Source organism: Massilia yuzhufengensis, assembly GCF_900112225.1.
GTDB lineage: Bacteria > Pseudomonadota > Gammaproteobacteria > Burkholderiales > Burkholderiaceae_D > Telluria > Telluria yuzhufengensis.
Genome location: NZ_FOLD01000007.1, coordinates 142,683 through 157,750, shown reverse-complemented (window position 1 = coordinate 157,750; position 15,068 = coordinate 142,683). Strand labels below are relative to the sequence as shown.

13 protein-coding genes are annotated in these 15,068 nt (G+C 66.4%); 3 read left to right on the top strand and 10 right to left on the bottom strand.

Annotated features, from left to right (window positions below; all coding sequences use genetic code 11):
• Positions 1-118: 118 nt before the first annotated feature.
• From BM031_RS08675 to BM031_RS08665, 3 genes are all read right to left on the bottom strand, one after another.
• Complete coding sequence (locus BM031_RS08675) at positions 119-1,315, bottom strand: PAS domain-containing sensor histidine kinase (RefSeq protein ID WP_091873884.1); 1,197 nt, start codon at positions 1,313-1,315, stop codon at positions 119-121.
• A 208-nt stretch (positions 1,316-1,523) separates the two neighbouring features.
• Positions 1,524-2,285: a LytR/AlgR family response regulator transcription factor gene (locus BM031_RS08670; RefSeq protein WP_091873882.1), complete on the bottom strand. Its 762-nt coding sequence runs from the start codon at positions 2,283-2,285 to the stop codon at positions 1,524-1,526.
• A gap of 87 nt (positions 2,286-2,372) precedes the next feature.
• Positions 2,373-3,656 (bottom strand): sensor histidine kinase, encoded by a 1,284-nt coding sequence (locus BM031_RS08665; protein WP_091873879.1) that lies wholly within the window; start codon positions 3,654-3,656, stop codon positions 2,373-2,375.
• Positions 3,657-3,980: 324 nt separating this feature from the next.
• Between BM031_RS08665 and BM031_RS08660 the strand changes: the two genes are divergently transcribed.
• On the top strand, positions 3,981-4,919 hold the full coding sequence (locus BM031_RS08660) for a DHH family phosphoesterase (RefSeq protein ID WP_091873876.1): 939 nt from the start codon (positions 3,981-3,983) through the stop codon (positions 4,917-4,919).
• Positions 4,920-4,938: 19 nt separating this feature from the next.
• Here the strand turns inward: BM031_RS08660 and BM031_RS08655 are convergent, their stop codons facing one another.
• From BM031_RS08655 to BM031_RS08630, 6 genes are all read right to left on the bottom strand, one after another.
• On the bottom strand, positions 4,939-5,277 hold the full coding sequence (locus BM031_RS08655; RefSeq protein ID WP_091873874.1) for a rhodanese-like domain-containing protein: 339 nt from the start codon (positions 5,275-5,277) through the stop codon (positions 4,939-4,941).
• 39 nt (positions 5,278-5,316) lie between these two features.
• On the bottom strand, positions 5,317-5,724 hold the full coding sequence (locus tag BM031_RS08650) for a hypothetical protein (RefSeq protein ID WP_091873869.1): 408 nt from the start codon (positions 5,722-5,724) through the stop codon (positions 5,317-5,319).
• The gene (locus tag BM031_RS08645; RefSeq protein WP_091873867.1) at positions 5,721-6,017 is read right to left on the bottom strand and encodes a metalloregulator ArsR/SmtB family transcription factor; all 297 of its coding nucleotides are present in this window, start codon (positions 6,015-6,017) and stop codon (positions 5,721-5,723) included. The genes BM031_RS08650 and BM031_RS08645 overlap by 4 nt, the downstream gene beginning before the upstream one ends.
• 88 nt (positions 6,018-6,105) lie before the next feature.
• Positions 6,106-8,478 (bottom strand): sensor domain-containing protein, encoded by a 2,373-nt coding sequence (locus tag BM031_RS08640; RefSeq protein WP_091873864.1) that lies wholly within the window; start codon positions 8,476-8,478, stop codon positions 6,106-6,108.
• Positions 8,479-8,600: 122 nt separating this feature from the next.
• On the bottom strand, positions 8,601-9,869 hold the full coding sequence (locus BM031_RS08635) for a nitronate monooxygenase (protein WP_091873861.1): 1,269 nt from the start codon (positions 9,867-9,869) through the stop codon (positions 8,601-8,603).
• 162 nt (positions 9,870-10,031) lie between these two features.
• On the bottom strand, positions 10,032-10,517 hold the full coding sequence (locus BM031_RS08630; protein ID WP_091873858.1) for a YajQ family cyclic di-GMP-binding protein: 486 nt from the start codon (positions 10,515-10,517) through the stop codon (positions 10,032-10,034).
• A gap of 144 nt (positions 10,518-10,661) precedes the next feature.
• On the opposite strand from BM031_RS08630, the gene murB reads away from it, so the two are divergent.
• A complete protein-coding gene (gene murB, locus BM031_RS08625) occupies positions 10,662-11,690 on the top strand; it encodes a UDP-N-acetylmuramate dehydrogenase (RefSeq protein ID WP_091873990.1) in 1,029 nt (342 codons plus the stop codon).
• 10 nt (positions 11,691-11,700) lie between these two features.
• Positions 11,701-12,411, top strand: coding sequence for an SDR family oxidoreductase (locus BM031_RS08620; RefSeq protein ID WP_091873856.1), 711 nt, complete (start codon positions 11,701-11,703; stop codon positions 12,409-12,411).
• Here BM031_RS08620 and BM031_RS08615 read toward each other — a convergent pair.
• A complete protein-coding gene (locus tag BM031_RS08615; RefSeq protein WP_091873853.1) occupies positions 12,408-15,008 on the bottom strand; it encodes a sensor domain-containing protein in 2,601 nt (866 codons plus the stop codon). The genes BM031_RS08620 and BM031_RS08615 overlap by 4 nt on opposite strands.
• Positions 15,009-15,068: the final 60 nt, after the last annotated feature.

Here is a 15,068-nt window from a genome sequence, read left to right as displayed (position 1 = left end):
TCGAGTTACTAATCACTCGGATCGCTGCGAATGTTACCTAGCGAATATGTCGGCTTAGTGACATGTTGCTACGTGACATCCTGATATGCCCAAGGCCTGCCGGTGCATGGTTTGCTGCTCAGTGACCGACTTCTTCTTCGATGTTGCGGTGCTCCAGCGGCAGCACGATATCGATGCGCGTGCCGGGTTCGTCGTCGCTGCTGATGGTGATCTCGCCGCGCATGTTCCAGACCCGTTCGCGCATGCCGACCAGGCCCAGCGACTCTTTCTTTTCCATGTCTTCGGTGCGGATGCCGCGGCCGTCGTCGCGGATGGTGAGCAGCAGCTCGCCATCGCTGCGGTCGAGGTTGAGCAGCACCCGCGTGGCGCCGGCGTGGCGTGCGATGTTGGTGAGCGCCTCTTGCACGATGCGGAAGATGGCGGTGCTGGCGGCGTCGTCGAGGCGCAGCGCGTCTTCTTCGGCCAGCAGGGTGCAGGCGATGCCGTGGCGCTCGACGAAGTCGTCGCGCAGGCCCTGCAGCGCGAAGAACAGCCCGCCTTCGTCGAGCGCGCGCGGGCGCAGGTTGGTGGCGATGCGGCGCAGCGAAGCGATGGCCATGAGCAGGTTGGTTTCCATGCCTTCGACCAGGCGCTGGCCCGGCTCGGGCATGGGGTTGTACTGCTGGAGCAGGGTCAGGTCCATGCGCAGCGAGGCCAGCAGCTGGCCGAGGTCGTCGTGCAGCTCGCGTGCGATGTGGGTGCGCTCTTCTTCGCGGATGGTCTGCAGGGCGGTGGAGAGCTGGCGCAACTGGTCGTGCGAGCGCGCCAGCTTCTGCTGCACCAGGTGGCGCTCGGAGACGTCGCGCAGGATCACGGTGCAGACCTGGTGGCCGTCGTGCTGCACGGTGGAGATCGAGCCTTCGATCGGGAACAGCTGGCCATTGGCGCGGATGCCCGTGACCGCGTAGTCGGTGGCGCGCCGGCCCGCGCGCCCACCGCCGGAAGGGAAGTAATCGTAGGGCGTGTCGGCCTTGCGGCCGGATGCCTGGATGAAGCGCGCCAGCGAGCTGCCCTGCATGGCCAGCACGCTGCTGGCGAACATGTGCGCGGCGGCCGGGTTGGCGAACAGGATAACGGCGTGCTCGTCGATGGAGAGGATGGCGTCGCTCGCGCTGTGCACGATGCGCCGGCCGTCGAGTTCGCGCATGGTCCGCCGCACGCTGCGCGTCCGGCGCATGGCGGCGGCCGCATGGCCGGCACAATAACCGCCCAGGAACGAGAACACGAGAACCGCGGTCCCCGCGTTGCGCCGGCGGAAGCGTCGCTGTGGTGTCATGCGGGAAAGCTGCCAGTAAGGGCCGTGGAAAGGCCGGAAGCTCTACATTACGGCGTGGGGGAGGGAGGGGGGTTGATGCGAGACAAAGGGGGCGGGGAGGTATTTACCACCCCAACATATGATCCGTCATGCGCGCCACTGGCGCGTACGACGGTTTTGGGGATAACGCAGGGAACAGCCGTAGTCCAACGACAGTGAAGACGCGGCCTTACATCTGCTTGAACAAATGCAAGAAACTCCTGCTCACCTCAAGCTTCTCCGGCCGCCCCTTCACCAGCACCAGATGCCGCCCGCGAATATCCCGCGTCACGCCCTCGATCGCGTTGACGTTTACCAGCGTGGCCCGGTGGATCTGCCAGAACAGCGACGGATCCAGTTCTTCCGCCAAATCCCGCACCGGCTTGCGGATCAAGGCCTCAAACGACGCCGTCTGCACGCAGGTATATTTTTCGTCCGAGCGGAAGAACAGGATGTCTTCCACGGGGATCATGCGCAGGTCCTGGCCGATGCTGGCCTGGATCCACTGCAGGTGCTTCGGCTTCGGCGCGCCGATCTTTTCGGCCAGTTGCGACAGCATCGCCTGTACGCTGTCGTTCACCTTGCCGGCCGGGCGCTCGAGGCGCTGCTTGAGGCGGTCGACCGTCACCTTCAGGCGCTCCGGTTCGGTAGGCTTGAGGACGTAGTCGACCGCGCCGCGCTCGAAGGCTTCCACCGCGTACTGGTCGTAGGCGGTGACGAACACCACCTGGCTGCGATCGCCGATGTCGCGCGCCGCTTCCATGCCGGTCTTGCCGGGCATGCGGATGTCGAGGAAGGTCAGGTCGGGGTTCAGTTGCTCGACCAGTTCCACGGCTTCCTCGCCGTTCTTGGCTTCGCCCAGGATCTCCAGTTCCGGCCAGGCCTCCGACAGGCGCAGGCGCAGCTGGTCGCGCATCAGTCTTTCGTCGTCGGCAATAATCGCGGTAGGCATGATCGATCCGGTAGCAAAGTTAGGTGACAATTATTCAATGAAATCGCCCCGCAGGCAAGTTGCTGCGGATAAATCTCGCAGGGGCGCTTATTTCGACACGTGGTAAGGCACTTCGATCATCGCGATCACGCCGGTCGGGCTGTTGGCGGCGATGTGCAGCTGGCCGGCGTCGCCGTGCAGCAGCTTGAGGCGGTCGCGGATGGTCTGCAGGCCCAGGCCCGTGCCGTCGCTCGGCACCACGCCAAACCCCACGCCGTCGTCGGTGACGGTTACGCGCAAGCGGTTGTCGACCACGTCCGCCTGGATCTTCAGGGTGCCGCCTTCGGGCTTGCATTCGAGGCCGTGCTTGATGGCGTTTTCCACCATCGACTGCAGCATCATCGGCGGGAATGCTGCGCTGCGCAGGCTGTCGGGGACCTGCATCACCACCGTGAGGCGCTCTTCCATGCGCATGCGCAGCAGGTTCAGGTAGGCCGTCACCATGTCCACTTCGCGCCCCAGGCCGGTGACCACGGCGTTGTCGCGCATCTGCGGCAGCACCGCGCGCAGGTACTGGATCAGGCTGCGCTGCATGGCCGAGGCGCGCGGCGGATCGACCTGGATCAGGTGCTCGACCGAGGCCAGGGTGTTGAACAGGAAGTGCGGTTCCACCTGCGCCTGCATCATCTGCATCTTGGTCTCGGACAGCTGGCGCTGCATCGCTTCGCGCTCGGCCGCCGCATTGGCCACCTGCACCTCGGCGTCGGCGCGTTTCTTGCCGCCGACCAGGGCCTTGGTGCCGAATAATGCGAGCACGAACAGGATCACGAAGTTCATGAACCAGGTCGAAGCCTGCTTGTGGTAGCGCGACACCTTTTGTTCGGCCGCGTCTTCCACGGCCGCTTCGATCGCGTTCGACAATTCTTCGCCGATCTGCGGTGGCAGTTCGATATGGACCGATTCGCTGCTGGCGCCCGCGGCCGGCGGGTTGGGCGTGGTGGCGGGGGCGGGCACGCCCGGGGCGGCCGGCGCGACCGGTGCTTCGGGCGCGGCGCCGGGCTCTGGCGGCGCGCTCGGCGCTTCCGGCGGCGCCGTGCTGGCCCCGCTGCGGGTGCGGTTGCGCGGGTTGTAGTGGATGCCGCGTTCGTCGATCAGGATGGCGGCATCGCTGCGGCGGCCGGCCTCGCGCTCGGCGCGGGTGATTTCTTCTTCGGCGGGGCCGGAGAACAGTTCTTCCTGCAGGATCGCGCCGGCGGTCAGGGTCAGGATCGCGAACAGCAGGAACTTCCACCACGACAGCTGGGTGACCCAGGTCGCCACCGCGTCGAAGCCGCGGTAGAGCCACGACAGGACGCTGGAAAAATACTGCTGGTTGGTGTTCCTGGCTTGCATGGTGTTGGTTTCGTCAAATCTTGGTGCGAGCGGCGAGTGTACCGCGTTGCCGCCTGCGCGTGCCGGAAATACAACATTTCCGACCGCCACATCTGTTGGGATGATGCAACTTTACCCTTGGCGGCCGCTGCAGGCTACTGCCGTGCGACAGCCTGCATGATCCGGGGAATGGATGGCGTCCAGCCCAGCCAGGATGCGCCAACGCAAAAGCTGACAATCGGAAACATTGCAAGGTATGATCTTTCGGGAGCGGCCTTGCCCGCTTACCCGGAACCGCCCGCGGACGACGACCCCCGCTCTTGCTCTCCTTGAAAGGATGTGCCGATGTCAGCCGACCACCAACGTTTCCGACTTGTGACCCGCAGCGACTTCGACGGCCTGGTGTGCGCAGTGCTGCTCAAGCACCTCGACCTGATCGACGACATCCTGTTCGTGCATCCGAAGGACATGCAGGATGGCAAAATCGCCATCAGCGCGCGCGACATCACGACCAACCTGCCTTACGTGGCGGCGGCCCACCTGGTGTTCGACCACCACTTGTCGGAAACCATCCGCAACACCGGGGTGCGCGCCAACCACATCATCCACCCCGAAGCGCCATCGGCCGCGCGGGTCGTGTACGACCATTACGGCGGCGCCAAAGTGTTCCCGGCGAGCTGGAGCGACATGATGGCGGCGGTGGACAAGGGCGACTCGGCCCGCTTCTCGCGCGACGAAGTGCTGTTCGCGCAGGGCTGGAACCTGCTCAACTTCCTGATGGACGCGCGCACGGGCCTGGGGCGCTTCCACGAATTCCGCATCTCGAACTACCAGCTCATGATGGCCCTGATCGACTATTGCGCCCAGCACTCGATCGAGCAGATCATGGAGCTGCCCGACGTGCGCGAGCGCACCGCCCTGTACTTCGAGCACAGCGAGCGTTGCAAGGAACAGATCCGGCGCTGCGCCCAGGTCCACAAGAACCTGGTGGTGCTCGATTTGCGCAGCGAAGACGTGATCTATGCCGGCAACCGCTTCATCATCTACGCGCTGTTCCCCGAGACGAATATCTCGATCCACGTGCTGTGGGGGGTGAAGCAGCAGAACACGGTCTTCGCCACCGGCAAGTCGATCCTGAACCGCACGTCGAACACGAATATCGGCGCGCTGATGCTGGAATACGGCGGGGGCGGGCACGAGAACGCGGGCACCTGCCAGGTGGACAACGACCTGGCCGAGGATGTGCTCGGCGCCCTCGTCAACCGGATCAACAAGGACGGCTGATCCGCCGCGTATGTGCCGCTTATGCGCCGCTGTCGGTCGGCAGGCCGGCTGCGATCCAGCCAGTGATGCCTGCCGCCATCACGCGTACATCGGTGTAGCCAAGCTTGCCGGCGCGCCGGGCCGCGCGCGGCGCCTTGCTGCACAGCGGATTGGAGCAATAGAAGACGAGGCTCGCGCTGCGATCCGGCGGCAGGGCGGCGGCGTCGAATTCCACACCCAGGCTGAGCGCGCCCGGCACGCGCGCCTTCAGCCACGACTGCTGGGCATTCACGTCGATCACGACGGTGCGCCCGCCGTCGAGCTGTCCGGCCAGTGCGGCCGGTGCGATGTTTTTTACGCCCATCAGCATTGCAAGCATGAAGTCTCCCTAGGTTGTCACGGTGGTAAGAACCAAGTTTTAGCGGCCGGCGCCGCGCTGCGTCGTACCGATCCGCATGCAGCCGAGCGCTGCCCAGGTGACCGCGGCGCCGAGCGCCAGGCCGCCAATCATGCCCGCCTTGTCGAGCGGCGCCACCAGCCAGGCCAGCATGTAGGCCAGCCCGCCCAGCACCAGGGCCCAGCCGGCGAAGCGGCGGGCGGCCTGGTCGGCGCCGGGCGAGGTGCAGCGCATGCGGGCGCGTTCCACCAGCGCTTTCGGGATGGCATTCGCGTACACCACCACCACGGCGCCGAGCAGCGCACCGCCCAGCCGGCGCGCCCATTCCGGGTCGAGCCAGGCCGGCGCGGCCCAGGCCAGCAGCGCGGCCGCGCCCAGGATGAATGCAGCCCCAAGCAGGGCGCGGCAGATCGGGGTCAGCGATGTCATGGTTTCTCCTTGCGTGGTTGTGCTGGCCGGGTGACGTTCAGGCCGAAGGTTTGCGCGAACGCCAGCAGCGCGTCCTCGAGCACCGACAACCTGAGCCGGTAAGTGATCGTACGCCCATGTTTTTCGGGCGCGATCAGGCCGGCCGCCACCAGCACGGCAAAATGGGCCGACATCGTCGGCTTCGATACATCGAACAGGTCGGCCAGTTCGCCGGCGCCCATCGGTCCCCCTTGCAGGTGCTGAAGGACGGCGCGGCGGGTCGGGTCGGACAAGGCTTTGAAAACGGAGCTCATGATTGATTGTTAGCTAAACATCTAACTATTGCAAGCACTTTCGGCGGCCGGGACGTCGATCATGCTGCTGAGGCAGGAAGTCGGCGGCTTACTGTGCGTGGTAGCGCTGGTCGAGCATGCGGTGCACCGCCTCGGCCGCGAGCGGCTCGCTGAACCACTGTCCCTGCAGCTGGTCGCAGCCATGCGAGCGCAGGAAGTCCACCTGCGCTTCCGTCTCCACCGCTTCCCCTACCACCGCCAGTTCGAGGTTGTGGCCGATGTCGATCAGGGTCTTGGCCAGCTGGCTGCCGTTGCCCTCGGCGACGATGTCGTGCACCGCCGACTTCGACAGCTTCACCTGGCGCACCAGCAGCTGGCGCAGGAAGGACAGGTCGGAAATGCCCTTGCCGAACTCGTCGATCGACAGGGACACGCCGGTGTCGTGCAGCTGCGCCGACAAGTCGCGCCCCAGGCCCGGGTTGCGGATCAGGTCGGCCTCGGGGATCTCGATCTCGAGGCTGCCCGCCGGCAAACCGTACTGCTGCATGCGGGCCGCGATGCCGGGGATGAAGCCGATCTGGCTGTACTCGCGGTAGGACACGTTGACCGACACCGGCAGCCCCGTGTAGCCGAGCTGGCGCAGCTGGTGGACGAAGGCGCAGGCCTGGTCCAGCACCCAGTTGCCGATGTCGATCATCTGGCCTGACTCCTCGGCCTCGGACAGGAACGAGGCCGGCAGCATCACGCCCTGCTCGGGATGGCGCCAGCGCAGCAGCGCCTCGAAGCCGCGCACCTTGCCGCTGCGCGCATCCATGCGCGGCTGGAACAGCAGGAACAGCTCGTCGTGTTCGAGCGCATTGCGGATGCGGTTGGTGAGGGCGGCGCGCTTTTCGCTGGCCGAGCGCATCTCGGGCGAGAAGAAGTGCACGCCGCCGCCATTGCTCTTGGCTTGGTACATCGCCATGTCGGCCGCGCGCACCAGCTCGGCCGGCGTGCAGCCGTCGTGCGGGCAGATCGCCACGCCCAGGCTGGCGCCGACCGGGATCTCGTTGCCGTCGAAGGCCACCGGCATGACCAGCGAGCGCCGCAGCCGCTCGGCCATGCGCAAGGTGAAGCGCAGCGACGGCTGGTCGACCAGCACCAGCACGAATTCGTCGCCCGACATGCGCGCCACCGTGTCGCTGTCGCGCACCGCCGCGGACAAGCGCCGTCCCACCACCTTGAGCACCACGTCGCCGGCCTGGTGGCCGAAGGTGTCGTTGATGGTCTTGAAGTTGTTCAGGTCGATCAGCACCACGGCCACCATGGTCTTGTGGCGCTGCGCCAGGTGCACGGCGTGCTCGAGCCGGTCCCACAGCAGGGTGCGGTTGGCCAGGCCGGTCAGGGCGTCGTGGTTGACCTCGTGCTCGAGGTGGTCGGCGCGTTCCTTCAGGGCGGTGACGTCCTGCAGCACGCCGATGAAGTGGGTGACTTCGCCGTATTCGTCGCGCACCGGGGTGATGCCCAGGTCGTTCCAGAACAGCTCGCCGTTCTTGCGCTTGTTGCGGAACACCACGTTGACCGCGCGCCGCTCGGCGACGGCGATGCGCACCTGGCTGCGCTCGTAGGCGTCGAACTCGGGCGCCGCCATGAAGCGCGGGTCGCGCCCGATCGACTCGCTGGCCGTGTAGCCGGCAATGTGCTCGAAGGCCGGGTTGACATACTCGATGAGGTTGTCGGACCCCGTGCAGCGGGTGATCACGATGCCGTTGCTGGCCGCGTGCAGGGCGCGCTCGCTCAGGCGCAGCTGGCGTTCCTTGTCGCGCCGCCTGGCAATGTTGATGCCCATCCCGAACAGGTAGCTGCCGCCGTTGCAGGCCACTAGCGCGCCGCCGACCATCATCGGGGTCTCGCGCCCGCTGCGCGAGACATAGTTCACTTCCATCGACACTTCGGCGCCTTCCTCGAACACGCGGCGGATGTTCTCGGCCGCCAGCGCGCGCTCGCGCGGCTCGAACATGTCCATCACCTGGGCCGCGGCCAGTTCGTCGGGCGTGAGCTCGGTGAGGCGCTCGAGGTTGTCGTTCCAGAGGACGAAGCGGCCTGCGCGGTTGATCGCGTAGAAGGTGCCGGGCAGCAGGTCGACCACGCGCGCGAGCGGCGTGTTGCCGACTCGTTCGCTTTCATCGGGCGATTCGGACGGCGCGACGAGGATGCTGGCGCTCCAGCCCTGCGGCCGGCCAAGGGCATCGTACTGGCGCAGCAGGGTGAGGGTGGCGGCGCCTTCGTGGCCGCCGGCCATGCGCAGCTGCAGGTGGCCACCGCCGGCGGCGGCCAGCGCCGCCCAGGATGCCTCGCCGGCGACGAGTTCGGTCAGCGCGTGTCGGGGGGCTTGTTCCGGGGTCCAGCCGAACAGCGTGGCACAGGCAGGATTCCAGGTCACGACCTTGCCGTCGTCATCGGTCAGGAAGGTCACCTGTGCGGATGGTTCGATGGTGGACATGCCGGCACCCTTCGCAAAAAGCGCTCGTCGAAACGCCAGCTTACACGGCTTCGCTGGACGGTGGCGCAATGCAAAAAAGCCACAGCGAACCGTGGCTTTCGGGATATCGGACAGCGTGATGCTTACGCCGCGGCGATCTCCTGCTTTTCCGGCAGCGCGACTGCGTTGTCGACGCTGAACTGGTAGTCCTTGAATACGTGCTCGGCGGACAGGATCTGGTAATTGCCATCCGCCAGGCGGTGCGTGGTGTCCTTCAGGCGGTAGGTGAAGTGGCCGCAGGTCCAGCAATTAAAATTGCGCATGTGCGTGCACAGGCAGGTCTTGTCCAGTACCGAGATGTTCTTGCCGTCCGGGCTGGCCTGCACTTCGCGGTTGTACGAATTGATGTAGGCGCAGTTGCCGGTGGCGTCCAGCAGGTAGCCATAGGACTCGCAGCCCGGGCGGATGCCGGAGCCGATCGCCGGCGTGCTTTTCAGCATGCGCATCGGATAGCCGGTCGGCGAGACGCCATTGACGATGATGTCTTCTTCGCTGGCGCGGAAGTACTCTTGCTTGACCGCATCCGGCATGCCGCACTCGTGGGTGACGGTGAAGCGGGTCGCCACCTGGACGCCGGCCGCGCCTTTTTCGAGGAAGCCCACCGCATCCGAGCCGGTGAAGATGCCGCCCGCCGCGATGACGGGGATATCGAGCTGCTCGGCGCGCATGTACACATGGATCTCGTCCATGATGGTGTGCAGGTCGTACTGCTTCCAGTCATCGATGCCGAAGCCCAGGTGGCCGCCGGCCAGCGGGCCTTCGACGATGATGTAGTCGGGCAGGCGATTGAGACGCGAAACCTTGCGCAGGAACAGCTGCAGCGCGCGCACCGACGAGACGATGATGCCCAGCTTGGCGTCGCGGAAGCGCGGGTGGTCCTTGACCAGCTCGAACGAGCCCAGGTGCAGGCCGGCCGACATGGTGATGCCGTCGATGCCCGCGTCGAGCGCCGCCGACAGGCGGGTGCGCAGGGTTTCCTTGGGCGCGTTCATGGTCAGCTTTTCCATGCAGTTCACGAACACCAGGCCATCGCCTTGCTTCGCTTCCATGGTCGCGCCCACGTGCAGGCGGGTCGCCTCGGCCAGGCGGTCGAGGTCGAACTGCACCACCGCCTTGTTCATGTTGTTGATGTTGAACTTGTAGAGCTTGGTCTTGTCCTTGACGAAGGTGGTGTCGAACTTGCGGTCCGAAACGTCCTGCACCATGGCGTCCGAGATATGGCCGATGCCGCCCAGGCGGGCAGCCTCGAGCGCCAGCTCGGAGGTCGAGATGTCCACGCCCATCCCGCCGATCATGATGGGAACATATTCCTTGTTGCCCATTCGCAGGCGGAAATCATCAACACGTTTCATTGCAATCCTTAGACTACGGTAGTTCCCTACGCGTACAAATGCATCGACGCGCCCTGCGAGCGCACGGGCGTCATTCTACCCCAAGGCGGGGCGGGGGTTGGCGCGGCTGGCCGCTGCGTGACATTGCCCGCGAGCAGCCGGGCCTTGCCTCCCGCGAATTGATTAATCGCGGAAATTATTGAAGGTCAGCGGCAGGTCCTGGATATCCTTGCGCAGCTGGGCCATGGCGGCCTGCAGGTCGTCGCGCTTGGCGCCGGTCACACGCACCGATTCGCCCTGGATGCTGGCCTGGACCTTCATCTTGCTTTCCTTGATGAGCTTGGTGATCTTCTTGGCGTCCTCGGTCTCGATACCGTTGCGCACCTTGATCACCTGCTTGACCTTGTCGCCGCCGATCTTCTCGACCTTGCCTTCGTCGAGGAAGCGCACGTCGACCTTGCGCTTGGACATCTTGTTGATGAGGACGTCCTTGACCTGGCTGAGCTGGAAGTCGGAATCGGCGAACAGGGTCAGCTCCTTCTCTTTCTGCTCGACATTGGCCGAGCTTCCCTTGAAGTCGAAGCGGGTGGTGATTTCCTTGTTCGACTGTTCGACAGCGTTCTTCACTTCGACCATGTCTGCTTCGCAGACGACATCAAACGACGGCATGGGATTTCCTTATTTTGTTGGTGCAAATAGATGATTCCCTCTATTTTAACGGACAACGCGGCCGTGGGGCGACCTGTTTTGCCGGTCCGGCAAGGGGTGGGGCGCGTCCTTGCCCCTATAATGGCCAAAAAACCTGCCGCCACCATGCCAGCACACCTGACCATCGAACACGATTTTTCGCTCGCCTCCCTCAACACCTTCCGCCTGCCGGCGCGGGCCCGGCATTACCTGCGGGTGATCGGGGCGGCGCAACTGGACGCGGTGCGCGCCGACGCGGCGCTGGCGGCCTTGCCGCGCCTGGTGCTGGGCGGCGGCAGCAACATGCTGTTCACGCGCGACTTTGACGGCATCGTGCTGCACATGGCGGGCCTGGGCAAGGAAGTGCTGGGCAACGAGGACGGCCGCATCTTGGTGCGCGCCCAGGCCGGCGAAAACTGGCACGCTTTCGTGCAGTGGACCCTGGCGCAGGGCCTGGGCGGGCTGGAAAACCTGTCGCTGATCCCGGGCACGGTGGGCGCGGCGCCGATCCAGAACGTGGGCGCCTACGGCACCGAAACGAAGGACGTGTTCCATTCGCTCACCGCCTACGACATGGCCACGGGCACCGTCGCCACGCTGGACGCCGCGGCCTGCCGCTTCGGCTACCGCGACAGCATCTTCAAGCACCCTGAGGGGAGCGAGCTGGTGGTGCTGGACGTGACGTTCGCGCTGCCGGCCGGCTGGCAGCCCAACCTGCGCTATGCCGAGCTGGCCCGGGCGGTGGCGGACAGCGGACTGGATGCGCCGACCCCGCTGGACGTCGGGCGCACGGTGGAAGCGATCCGGCGCCGCAAGCTGCCCGACCCGGCCGAGATCGGCAATGCCGGCAGCTTCTTCAAGAACCCGGTGGTGTCCAGCGCGGCGTGCGCGCAGCTATTGGCGCACTATCCCGAGCTGGTGCACCACACCCAGCCGGACGGCAGCGAAAAGCTGGCTGCCGGCTGGCTGATCGACCAGTGCGGCTGGAAAGGCCGCGCGCTGGGCGCGGCGGGCGTGTATCCGAAGCAGGCGCTGGTGCTGGTCAACCTGGGCGATGCCAGGGGCGAGGACGTGGTGCGGCTGGCGCGGGCGATCCAGGCCGACGTGGCGGCGCGCTATGGCGTGCAACTGGAACCGGAACCGGTATTCATTTAAGGAGCGGGGCATGATCAAGGCAATCGTGACGGGCCACAGCCGTGGCCTGGGCGCCGCGGTGGCGGCCGAACTGGTGGCGCGCGGGATTCCCGTGCTGGGACTGGCGCGCGGGCATGCGGAGATCGGCGAAGGCATGCAGCAGGCCGTGGTCGACCTGGGCGACGCCGCAGCGCTGGCGGCGTGGCTGGGCGGGCACACGCTGCGCTCCTTCCTGGCCGGTTGCGACACGGCGCTGCTGGTGAATAACGCCGGCGTGGTCACCCCGGTGGGGCCGCTGGCGGAGCAGGACCCGGTGGCGGCGCTGCAGTCGGCGGTGCTCAACGTGGCGGCGCCGCTGGCGCTGTCGGCCGCCTTCGTCCAGGCCGCGCCCCACGCCGAACGGCGCATCCTGCACATCTCGAGCGGGGCCGGGCGCAGCGCCTACCCCGGTTGGAGCGTGTACTGCGCCTCCAAGGCCGCACTCGACCAGCATGCGCGCGCCGTGGCGCTCGACGCCGACCCGCGCGTGAAGGCGTGCAGCCTGGCGCCGGGCGTGATCGATACCGACATGCAGGCCGAGATCCGGGCCACTCCGGACACGCGCTTCCCGCTGCGCCAGCGCTTCGTCGACATGAAGGACAGTGGCGTGCTGGTGGCGCCGGCGGCTTGCGCCGTAGCGCTGGTGGACTACCTGCTGGCGAAGCGTTTCGGCAGCGAGCCGGTGGACGACCTGCGCAATTAACGCCGTAACAGCGCTTCGAACTGATCCGCCGGCAGCGGCCGCGAAAACAGGAAGCCCTGCGCGAAGTCGCAGCCCGACTGCAGCAGGCAATCGCGCTGCCCGGCCGTTTCCACGCCCTCCGCAATCACCTTCAGCCCCAGCTTGTGCGCCATCACGATGATGGTATCGGTGATGGTGCGGCTGAAGTTGTCGTGTTCGAGCTCCTTGATGAAGGACTGGTCGATTTTCAGGTAGTCGATGTCGAGCCGCTTCAGGTAGCTCATCGAGGAATAGCCGGTGCCGAAATCGTCGATCGACACCTGCATGCCGCTCGCCTGCAGCGCCGCCAGCCGGGACAGCACGGTGTCCGACAGGTTCAGCAGCAAGCCCTCGGTGATCTCGACATTGATGCAGCGTGCGCCGAGGTCGATGCCTTCGAGGTAGGCGACCCAGTCGGTGCCGTCGGGCTGGCGCTGGAACTGCACTGGCGACTTGTTGATGCTGACCTGGAAGTCGCGCCCGAGCAGGTGCGACCAGCGCTTGGCGTGGTCCGCCGCGGTGCGGAACACCCAGTCGCCGATCTCGTGGATCAGCCCGGATTCTTCGGCCACATCGATAAAGGAATCGGGCGCCAGCAGGGCGCCGGCCGCGTTGCGCCAGCGCAGCAGGGCTTCGGCCTTGGCCACCTGGCCGGTGGCCAGGTCGACGATGGGCTGGAAACACAGCTCGAGCTGGCCGTCCGGCAGCGCGCGGCGCAATTCGGCGAGCAGCTTGAGGCGCCGGATCGCCGCCGCCTGCATGTTCGCTTCGAAAAAGGTCAGCTGGTTGCGCCCCGCGGCCTTGGAGCGGTACATGGCGTGGTCGGCATTGCGCATCAGCTCGTCCGGATCGCCGGCGTCGGACGGGAAGCGGGCGATGCCGATGCTGCCGCCAATATAGATCAGCTCGGCGTGGACCTGGAACGGCCGCGCCAGCGCGTCGAGGATGCCCTGGGCGAGCGCGCCGACGTGGGCCAGTTCGCGCGTTTCGGTCAGGATCACCGTGAATTCGTCGCCGCCCAGGCGCGCCACCGTGTCGCCCTTGAGCACGCAATCCTGGATGCGGCGCGCCGCCTCGGCCAGCAGCAGGTCGCCGGCATCGTGGCCGAGCAGGTCGTTGACGCCCTTGAAGCGGTCGAGGTCGATGAACAGCAGCGCCACCTCGGCCTCGTCGTTCCCGTCCTCGGCGCGCAGGATGGCCTGCTCGAGACGGTCGCGGAACAGCGCGCGGTTGGGCAGGCCGGTGAGGGTGTCGTAGTTGGCGCGCCGTTCCAGCTTTTCGGTGAACAGGCGGATCGTGTCTTCGCTGCGCTTGCGGCCCGAGATGTCGTCGCTGAAGCCATACCAGACGGTGGCGCCGTCGGCGCCGCGGGTCGGTGTGGCGATCACTTCGCGCCAGCACAGTTCGCCGTTTGGCATCTCGACCTGGAATTCGGTCTGCAACGGCTGCAGCTGGACCCCCGACCATTCCAGGGCGCGGCGCAGGCGCACCCGCTGCGCCGCCGGGATGCGGCGCGACAGGCAGCCGAGGTCGGCCTGGATCGCGGCCGGGGCCAGCCCGAACAGCCGCTGCGCCACCTCGCTGATGAAGGGGCAGGCGAGGCTGCCGTCGGGACGCCGCACCAGTTCGAACAGGGCGCCCGGGACCTGCCGCGCCAGCTGGGCCAGGCGCTGGTGGCTCTCGGCCAGCGCCTGGCGCACCCGGTGCGACTCGGTGATATCGGTGGTGGTGCCGATCATGCGCAGCGCCTGGCCGGCGGCGTCGCGCTCGACCACGCTGCCGCGCGAGCGCACGCGGATCCATTCACCATTGGCGCGCTGGATCGCATATTCGGCGGAATAGTAGGGGGTTTCGCCGCGGAAGTGGCGCCGGATGTTGTCGCGCACCGAGGCGGTATCGTCTGGATGGATGCGGCTGCGCCAGACCTCGGGCGTGGCGCCGTCCATGTCGCCGGTAAACCCCATGATCTCCTTCCACTTGCCGGAGAAGCTCACCGATTGCTCGTCGATGCGCCAGTCCCACACGCCCTCGCCGGTGCCGTCGAGCGCCAGCACCAGGCGCTCTTCCTCGCGCCGCAGCGACTCGGCCAGCCGGCCCTGGGTGGCGAAGGCCTGCTCGAGCGCATGGTGTGCCTGCTGCAGGCGCGCCTCGCGCTCGACCATATCGGTGATGTCGTGCACGGTGCCGACCAGGTCGGTGCAGCGGCCATGTGCATCGCACACCGGCGTGATGGTCACCCGGCCCACCCTGCGCCCGGCCGGGTAATCGGTATGTTCTTCCCAGCGCTGGGTGTGCCCGGTGGCGATCGCGGTGCGGTAATGCGCCAGCACTTCCGACAGCGAGGGTTCGGGAATCACGTCGCGCACCAGCATGCCGATAATCTGCTCGGGCAGCAGCTGGGTGGCCTTGTAGAAGGCCGGATTGACGTTCACGAAGCGAAACGCGTCCTCGCCCTCGACCCGCAGCTGGTAGACGACATCTTCGATGTTGCGGTAGATGATGGCGAGCGTGTCCTCGCGCGCCGGGCCGCCTGCATGCCAGGGAGCGTGGGCGCTGTCGGGTTCCTCGATCGGACGCATGCGGTCTCGCTGGTGGTGTTTACCAGCAGGATTCTAGCCTGAAAGGGACAGGCGGGCCGT

Coding starts and splice junctions, on each gene's coding strand:
- BM031_RS08675 (WP_091873884.1), bottom strand. CDS start 1,315: ATGACACCACAGCGACGCTTCCGCCGGCGCAACGCGGGGACCGCGGTT.
- BM031_RS08670 (WP_091873882.1), bottom strand. CDS start 2,285: ATGCCTACCGCGATTATTGCCGACGACGAAAGACTGATGCGCGACCAG.
- BM031_RS08665 (WP_091873879.1), bottom strand. CDS start 3,656: ATGCAAGCCAGGAACACCAACCAGCAGTATTTTTCCAGCGTCCTGTCG.
- BM031_RS08660 (WP_091873876.1), top strand. CDS start 3,981: ATGTCAGCCGACCACCAACGTTTCCGACTTGTGACCCGCAGCGACTTC.
- BM031_RS08655 (WP_091873874.1), bottom strand. CDS start 5,277: ATGCTTGCAATGCTGATGGGCGTAAAAAACATCGCACCGGCCGCACTG.
- BM031_RS08650 (WP_091873869.1), bottom strand. CDS start 5,724: ATGACATCGCTGACCCCGATCTGCCGCGCCCTGCTTGGGGCTGCATTC.
- BM031_RS08645 (WP_091873867.1), bottom strand. CDS start 6,017: ATGAGCTCCGTTTTCAAAGCCTTGTCCGACCCGACCCGCCGCGCCGTC.
- BM031_RS08640 (WP_091873864.1), bottom strand. CDS start 8,478: ATGTCCACCATCGAACCATCCGCACAGGTGACCTTCCTGACCGATGAC.
- BM031_RS08635 (WP_091873861.1), bottom strand. CDS start 9,869: ATGAAACGTGTTGATGATTTCCGCCTGCGAATGGGCAACAAGGAATAT.
- BM031_RS08630 (WP_091873858.1), bottom strand. CDS start 10,517: ATGCCGTCGTTTGATGTCGTCTGCGAAGCAGACATGGTCGAAGTGAAG.
- murB (WP_091873990.1), top strand. CDS start 10,662: ATGCCAGCACACCTGACCATCGAACACGATTTTTCGCTCGCCTCCCTC.
- BM031_RS08620 (WP_091873856.1), top strand. CDS start 11,701: ATGATCAAGGCAATCGTGACGGGCCACAGCCGTGGCCTGGGCGCCGCG.
- BM031_RS08615 (WP_091873853.1), bottom strand. CDS start 15,008: ATGCGTCCGATCGAGGAACCCGACAGCGCCCACGCTCCCTGGCATGCA.